At 68.3% G+C, this 7,003-nt stretch carries 6 protein-coding genes and 2 tRNA genes; 6 read left to right on the forward strand and 2 right to left on the reverse strand.

Annotated elements, in window-relative coordinates; genetic code table 11:
* Nucleotides 1–13: 13 nt before the first annotated feature.
* Nucleotides 14–955, forward strand: coding sequence for a prephenate dehydratase (pheA, locus tag CXY81_RS06685; protein WP_104170066.1), 942 nt, complete (start codon nt 14–16; stop codon nt 953–955).
* A 65-nt stretch (nt 956–1,020) separates the two neighbouring features.
* On the opposite strand, the gene CXY81_RS06690 is transcribed toward pheA, so the two are convergent.
* The gene (locus CXY81_RS06690; protein ID WP_104194373.1) at nt 1,021–2,016 is read right to left on the reverse strand and encodes a diacylglycerol kinase family protein; all 996 of its coding nucleotides are present in this window, start codon (nt 2,014–2,016) and stop codon (nt 1,021–1,023) included.
* 48 nt (nt 2,017–2,064) lie between these two features.
* Between CXY81_RS06690 and serS the strand changes: the two genes are divergently transcribed.
* The 5 genes from serS to CXY81_RS06715 all read left to right on the forward strand — a co-directional run bounded on the left by serS (nt 2,065) and on the right by CXY81_RS06715 (nt 5,814).
* Complete coding sequence (gene serS, locus CXY81_RS06695) at nt 2,065–3,333, forward strand: serine--tRNA ligase (RefSeq protein WP_104194374.1); 1,269 nt, start codon at nt 2,065–2,067, stop codon at nt 3,331–3,333.
* A complete protein-coding gene (locus tag CXY81_RS06700; protein WP_104170069.1) occupies nt 3,330–4,142 on the forward strand; it encodes an HAD family hydrolase in 813 nt (270 codons plus the stop codon). The genes serS and CXY81_RS06700 overlap by 4 nt, the downstream gene beginning before the upstream one ends.
* A gap of 121 nt (nt 4,143–4,263) precedes the next feature.
* Nucleotides 4,264–4,348, forward strand: a tRNA-Ser gene (locus tag CXY81_RS06705).
* Nucleotides 4,349–4,389: 41 nt separating this feature from the next.
* Nucleotides 4,390–5,634 (forward strand): LCP family protein, encoded by a 1,245-nt coding sequence (locus CXY81_RS06710; RefSeq protein WP_104194375.1) that lies wholly within the window; start codon nt 4,390–4,392, stop codon nt 5,632–5,634.
* Between the two features lie 89 nt (nt 5,635–5,723).
* Nucleotides 5,724–5,814, forward strand: a tRNA-Ser gene (locus CXY81_RS06715).
* A 138-nt stretch (nt 5,815–5,952) separates the two neighbouring features.
* Here the strand turns inward: CXY81_RS06715 and CXY81_RS06720 are convergent.
* Nucleotides 5,953–7,003: HNH endonuclease signature motif containing protein (locus tag CXY81_RS06720; protein WP_146067636.1), on the reverse strand; the 1,051-nt coding region annotated here is incomplete at its 5' end.

The raw sequence follows: 7,003 nt of genomic DNA on the forward strand, positions 1-7,003 counted from the left end.
TAGGCTGATCTGCATGTCCGAGTCGCGCAATGTCAGCTACAGCTTCCTCGGGCCGACGGGCACCTTCACCGAGACAGCCCTCACCCAGGTCGTCGAAGCCCAGGGCAAGCCGTGGCGGGCCGTGAACAATGTCGGCGAGGCGTTCGACGACGTCGTGTCCGGCCGCAGCGTGGCCGCGATGATCGCGATCGAGAACTCCGTCGACGGTGGCGTGTCCGCCACGCAGGATGCCCTCGCGAGCGTGCCCGACCTGCGCATCATCGGCGAGTACCTGGTTTCGGTGAACTTCGTCCTGGTGGCTCGCCCGGGCACCGCGCTGGCCGATGTGAAGACCATCAACGCGCATCCGGTCGCCTATGCGCAGTGCCGCCGCTGGCTGGCATCCAATCTGCCGCACCACGGCCACCTTCCGGCGTCGAGCAACGTGGCCGCCGCCGCGTCGCTGGTCGAATCAGGGCAGGCGGATGCCGCCATCGCCCCGCCCGGCATCGAGAAGCACCACGATGTGGTCGTGCTCGCCCGCAGTATCGGCGACAATGCCAACGCGGTCACCCGCTTCGTGCTCGTCAGCCGAACCACCACCGTGCCGCCCCGCACTGGCGCCGACAAGACCAGCCTGATCGTGGAGCTGCCCGAAGACCGCTCAGGCGCCCTGCTCGAGATGCTCGAGCAGTTCGCCACCCGGGGCGTCAACCTCAGCCTGATCCAGTCGCGCCCCATCGGCGACGCCCTGGGGCGCTACCGGTTCGTGATCGACGCCGACGGTCATATCCACGACGAACGCGTGGCCGACGCGCTGCTCGGCCTGCGCCGGTTCAGCCCCCAGGTGATCTTCCTCGGCTCGTACCCGCGGGCCGACAAGCAGCCGATCGAGTTCACCTCGCGCTACAACGACAACGTCTTCATCGGTGCGCGCGCCTGGCTGCGCGGCCTGCTCGGCGAGCCCGCGGTCTGACGGTCCCACCAGCCCAGCCCAGCCCAGCCCAGCCCGGCCCAGCCCGGCCCAGTCCAGCGCGGCCCTCAGGCCGCGACGGGAACCCGCAGGACGAGGGCGGCAGGGTCGGTGCGCAGGGACACCGAGCGCACCGGGCCGAGCGCGTCGCCGTCCACCTCGAACTCCTGCGCCTCGACCAGCACGATCCGGATATCGGCGGCGTGCAGCGTCGTCATCACCCGTGCAGTGGTCGATTCGGTTCGCTCGATGATGCGACGCCCGGCCGCCGAGCGGCGCAGAACGCCGTTCTCCCACGTCACCCGGCGCCAGATTGTGAGCCAGCCGAGCACGCCCTTGGGCTGCAGCATGGCGATGTCGAGGATGCCGTCGTCGAGGCGGGCATCCGGCAGAATCTGGATATTTCCCGGCAGCAGGCCGCAATTGCCGATCAGGATGGTGCTCACGTGCGCCGGCCGGTGCGGGCGCCCGTTCAGGCTGTACCGGATCTGGAACGGCTTGACCCGGGGGAGCACGCGCGCCACGGCGTCGACGTAGGCCAGCCAGCCCACCGCCCGCTTCAGTTCGGGCCGCGTGCTCACGACCATCTGGGCGTCGATGCCGATGCCCGCCATCACGAGGAAGACGTGGTCGGCCAGGGCGCCGTCGTCGGTGCGCACGGATGCCACACCCACGTCGATCGGCTTGTTTCCGCCCGTGAAGGCAACCATGGTGGCCTCGTCAAGGTTCGACAGCGGCAGGCCCAGGTTGCGGGCCAGCAGATTGCCGGTGCCGAGGGGCACGATGGCCAGGGGCACACCGGAGCCACGGAGCACGTCGGCGATCGCGCGAATCGTGCCGTCGCCGCCCGCCACGAGCACCAGGGACGCACCCTGCGCCAGGGCGAGCCGGGCGGACTGCCTGCCGGCGTCGTCCGCGGCGGTCGGGAGCCAGAGCGAGCCGGCCCAGCCTGACGCGGTCTCCGCGCGGGCCACGCTCGCCCGCAGGCGGTCCAGGTCGACTTTGGTGGGGTTGTAGACGATTGCCGCCCGCCGAACAACTGTCGGTTGATCGGGAGTATCCACGCGGTAAGGCTAGCAAGGTGCCGGACCATGCGCTTGTAGACTGATTCGGTGATTGATCCTGTGCTGCTGCGAGAGAATCCTGACCTTATCAAGCGTTCGCAGAAAGTGCGCGGTGCGTCGGTCGAGGCGGTCGACGACGCGCTCGCCGCCGACGCGGAGCGTCGCGCCACTATCCGGGCGTTTGAGGCGCTGCGTGCCGCCCAGAACCAGTTCGGCAAGCAGGTGGCCTCCGCGCCTCCCGCGGAGAAGAAGGCCCTCGTCGCCCAGGCGCAGAGCCTCGCTGCCGACGTCAAGTCCGCCGCGGCCGCCTCGGGCGAGGCCGAGGCGCTGTTCACCGCAGTCGTGCGCACCCTCGCGAACCCCGTCATCGACGGCGTACCGGCCGGCGGTGAAGAGAACTTCGTCACCCTCCGCACCCACGGCGCCATGCCCGCCTTCGACTTCGAGCCGCGCGACCACCTCGAGCTGGGCGAACTGCTCGGCGCCATCGACATGGCCCGAGGGGCCAAGGTGTCCGGCGCCCGGTTCTACTTCCTGCGCGGCATCGGCGCCCGCCTCGAGATCGCGCTGATGAACATGGCGCTCGACCGGGCGCTGGCGGCCGGCTTCATCCCCTTGATCACGCCCACCCTGGTGCGGCCCGAGATCATGGACGGCACCGGGTTCCTCGGCGAGCACGCCGACGAGGTCTACTTCCTCCCCGCCGACGACCTCTACCTCACCGGCACCAGCGAGGTCGCGCTCGCCGGCTACCACTCGGACGAGATCCTGGACCTGTCCGGCGGACCGCTCCGCTACGCTGGCTGGTCCACCTGCTACCGGCGCGAGGCCGGTTCGGGCGGCAAGGACACCCGCGGCATCATCCGGGTGCACCAGTTCAACAAGCTGGAGATGTTCACCTACGTGCTGCCGGAGAATGCCGAGGCCGAGCACGACCGCCTCGTCGCCCTGCAGGAGGACATGCTCCAGGCGCTCGGCCTCAGCTACCGCGTCATCGACGTGGCCGCCGGCGACCTCGGCTCCAGCGCCGCCCGCAAGTTCGACATCGAGGCGTGGGTCCCCACCCAGAACGCCTACCGCGAACTGACCAGCACGAGCAACTGCACGACCTACCAGGCGCGCCGGCTCGATATCCGTTACCGCACTGAGTCGGGGAAGACCGCGCCGGTCGCAACCCTCAACGGCACCCTGGCGACGACCCGCTGGATTGTGGCCCTGCTCGAAACGCACCAACAGGCGGATGGCTCGGTACTCATCCCCGAGGCGCTGCGCCCCTGGCTGGGCGGCCTCGACGTCATTCGGCCGGTGGGCGCATGACGACGCCGACGGATGCCCCCTGGCTGGTGGCCCTGGACATCGACGGCACCACCATGCACGAGAATGGCACGATCAGCGACGGCGTCCTCGACCAGGTGCGGCGGCTCGCCGCGGCCGGTCATGAGGTCATGCTCGCCACCGGGCGCTCGTCCGCCACCACGCTCCCCGTGCTCGAGCGCCTGGACATCACCCCGCGCTTCGTGGTCTGCTCGAACGGTGCGATCACCCTGCACCGCGACCCGGCTTCCCCCGCCGGGTACCGGCGCGAATGGGTCGAGACCTTCGATCCGACCGATGTGTTGCTGCAGATCCGCTCGCACCTGGTCGGTGCCAGGTATGCCGTCGAAGACGAGCGCGGCTTCTACCGCTACACCGAGCCGTTCCCGGATGCCACGATCGGGCTGGATAGCGAGCACGTCGAGTTCGACGATCTGCTGCGCCAGGACGCCACCCGGGTGGTCGTCATCTCGCCTGACCACGACATGGAGGATTTTCTTCAGATCGTCGACCGGATGGGACTGAACCGGGTGAGCTACGCGATCGGCTGGACTGCCTGGCTCGATATCGCCCCCGACGGCGTGAACAAGGCCACCGCCATGGAGCGGGTGCGCGCCGAGTTCGGGATTCCGCGGAGTCGCGTGATGGCCGTCGGCGACGGGCGCAACGACATCGAGATGCTGCAGTGGGCGTCGGTTCAGGGTCGGGGAGTGGCCATGGGGCAGGCTCCGCACGAGGTGCTCGCGGCGGCCGGCGAGATTACCGGCGCCGTTCACGAAGATGGGCTCGCGCTCGTTCTGAGCAGCCTGTAGGCGGTGCCCAGCCCGCTGCCAGCATCCTCTGGCACTGTGGTGAGTCTGCAAGCGGCTAGAATCGGTCGGTATTCGATAGTCCGCGACCGCGTGTTCCACCAGCGCCGCGGGCAGCGAACCGGGAGGGCTGTCCGAGCGGCCGATGGAGCCAGTCTTGAAAACTGGTGGGCAGAGATGTCTCGTGGGTTCGAATCCCACGCCCTCCGCACCTCGATTCTGCACGGCCTGCACTAACGAAGGGACCTGAGTGAGCGACGAATTACGCCCCCGCTCGACACGATCGAAGAAGCTCAGTACCATCGCCCGCCATGGCCGGCTGCGCCGCTCCAACCCGTTCGTGACCTTGGCCAAGGTGCTCGCCGCGTCACTGGCCGTGCTGCTCGTGAGTGGCGCATCCGTCGCCGCGATCGCGACCTACGATGTCGCGTCGAGTGTGCAGGAGAGCGTGCCCCTGGCCAACGAGACCGAGGGTCCCGCCCCCAAGATTGATGCGATCCCGGGCGGCGTGAACCTGCTGATTGTCGGCAGCGACAGCCGAAAGGGGCAGGATGCCTCGTTCGGGCCGGAGGATTCCACCGGCGACCTCAACGATGTCACCATGCTGCTGCACATCTCCGAAGACCACACCAACGCCTCCGTGATCAGCTTCCCCCGGGACATGTATGTTCCCATCCCCGAGTGCCCGGACCCTGCCGGCGGCACCTTCGACGCGATGAGCAGCCAGAAAATCAACACCACGCTCACCTACGGTGGCCTGGCTTGCACCGTGCTCACGGTCGAGAAGCTCACCGGTTTGAGCATCCCCTATGCGGCAGAGGTGCAGTTCGACGGCGTCATGGCCATGTCGACGGCCGTCGGCGGCGTGCCGGTCTGTGTCGCCGAAGACATCGAAGACGAGTACACGAACACCTACCTTCCGGCCGGAATGCACACGCTCGAGGGTCTGGAGGCGCTGCAGTTCCTGCGCACCCGCCACGGCGTCGGCGACGGCAGCGACCTGACGCGGATCAGCAACCAGCAGGTGTTCCTGTCCTCCCTCGTGCGAACCGTGAAGAGTGCGTCCACACTCTCCGATCCCGTCAAGGTGTACTCGCTGGCCAAGGCCGTCACGGCCAACATGAACCTGTCCACGAGTCTCAACGACGTCTCCACCCTGGCGTCGATCGCCGTGGCCCTGAAGGACATCGACCTCAGCAAGGTGGTCTTCGTGCAGGCCCCGACCGGCAATGTTGACGGCGGCGTGGAACCGATCCAGCCGGACTTCGACGACCTGTTCACCGCCGTCGAAGATGACGACTCGCTCCAACTGGCCGAAGACCCGGCTGCGGAGGACCCGGCTGCGATCCCGGATCCCGATGCCACGACCGATCCGGCCGCACCGGTCCCGGATCCGGCCGCGACGCCCCCGACCGCAGTGCTTTCCGATTCAGTCCAGGGCCAGACCGCCGGAGACGTCACCTGCTCTGCAGGCCGGTCGCTCGAGGACCAGTAGCCTCCGGGCGGCGCCCGCAGTCCTTGGTTCGTGCGGATGCCGTCAATACCGTTATGCTTATCTACGTGTGTTTGCGCTGCAGACACCATGGAGACGTCGCATAGTACGGCTTAGTGCACCACCCTGCTAAGGTGGAGTACCCTTCACGGGGTACCGTGGGTTCAAATCCCACCGTCTCCGCGCTTCTCGTTCCTCCGCATCCCGGTTTTTCTCACTGGGTGCGGGGGTTTTTCTGTCCCGGAACGCACCTGTGACTTGATTCCGGAGGCTCTAACCAACGTCCGTGTCTGAGCCATTTGGTGACCCGATCCCGAAAAATCACGCCAACGTTGGTTGAGCCTGTCGAGCCCCCAACCGGTTCCCTCCCCCAGACCGCCAGGTGCGGGTGGGGTCGTAGCAGTAGGGTGGCCGGACTTGGGGTTTGCCGCGGATCATGCGGATGTTCCAGCCGGAGGTGTCGATGCTGTGGTGGTGGTACCAGCAGAGGAGTACCCCGTTGGTGATCTCGGTTTTGCCGCCGCGGTGCCAGGGGATGACGTGGTGTACTTCGCACCAGGCGGCGGGCACGGTGCAGCCGGGGATGGTGCAGCCGCCGTCGCGGGCGGCGATGGCGCGGCGTTGGGCCCGGTTGAAGAAACGATTCTCGGTGCTGAGGCTGAGGACCTCGTTCCTCAGGCCGAACACGATCTCCTGAAATCCGCCGGCGCAGAGCGCCTGCTTCACACTTGTCAGCGAGATCGGCGCTTCGACGCCGTCGATCCAGCCCACCCCACGGCCCGCGGCCAGGTCGGCCTGGTTGACGTGGATCATGACGGTGGGGGCGGCGCCGCCCATGGTCGGGGTTCCCGCGTCACGGGTGGCGGCCTCGAACACACCACGGAGGATGTCGGCGCGCTTCTGACCACCGTTACGGTCGTCGCTGAGGGCCGCGGCCTCGGCGCCCGGGATCAGCTGCCCGGCCGCCATGCGCGCCTGTTCCTTGGCCGTGGGGAATGCCGGCGCCGCGTGAGCGGAGAGATAGGTGTCGAAGATGGCGTTCATGATGCCGCGGAGCTCCGGCGTGACGCCGCCGCGGAGCGGGTAGAGGCCGTCGCGGAAGAGCCCGAAGCCCACAGTGCTGCGGGCCTCGGCGACGGGCTCGTTCGGGGCGGTGCCGTCGGGATCGAGGCGAGCCTGCCACTGCCCCGCCATACCCCGCACCAGGTCCGCAGGAAACGCGAACCCCTCCCCGGGCAGGCCGCGGGTTTCGTCGGTGACGGCGCCGGTCGCGCTGGCCACCAGGGCACGTTCGGCGGTGCCGAGGTCGTCGGGCGCGACCCGGGCCGCGACCTGGTCGAGGGCGGTGACGATGTTCTCGGCCGCGTCGACG

This window comes from Cryobacterium sp. M25 (assembly GCF_002929635.1).
GTDB classification, from domain to species: Bacteria; Actinomycetota; Actinomycetes; order Actinomycetales; family Microbacteriaceae; genus Cryobacterium; species Cryobacterium sandaracinum.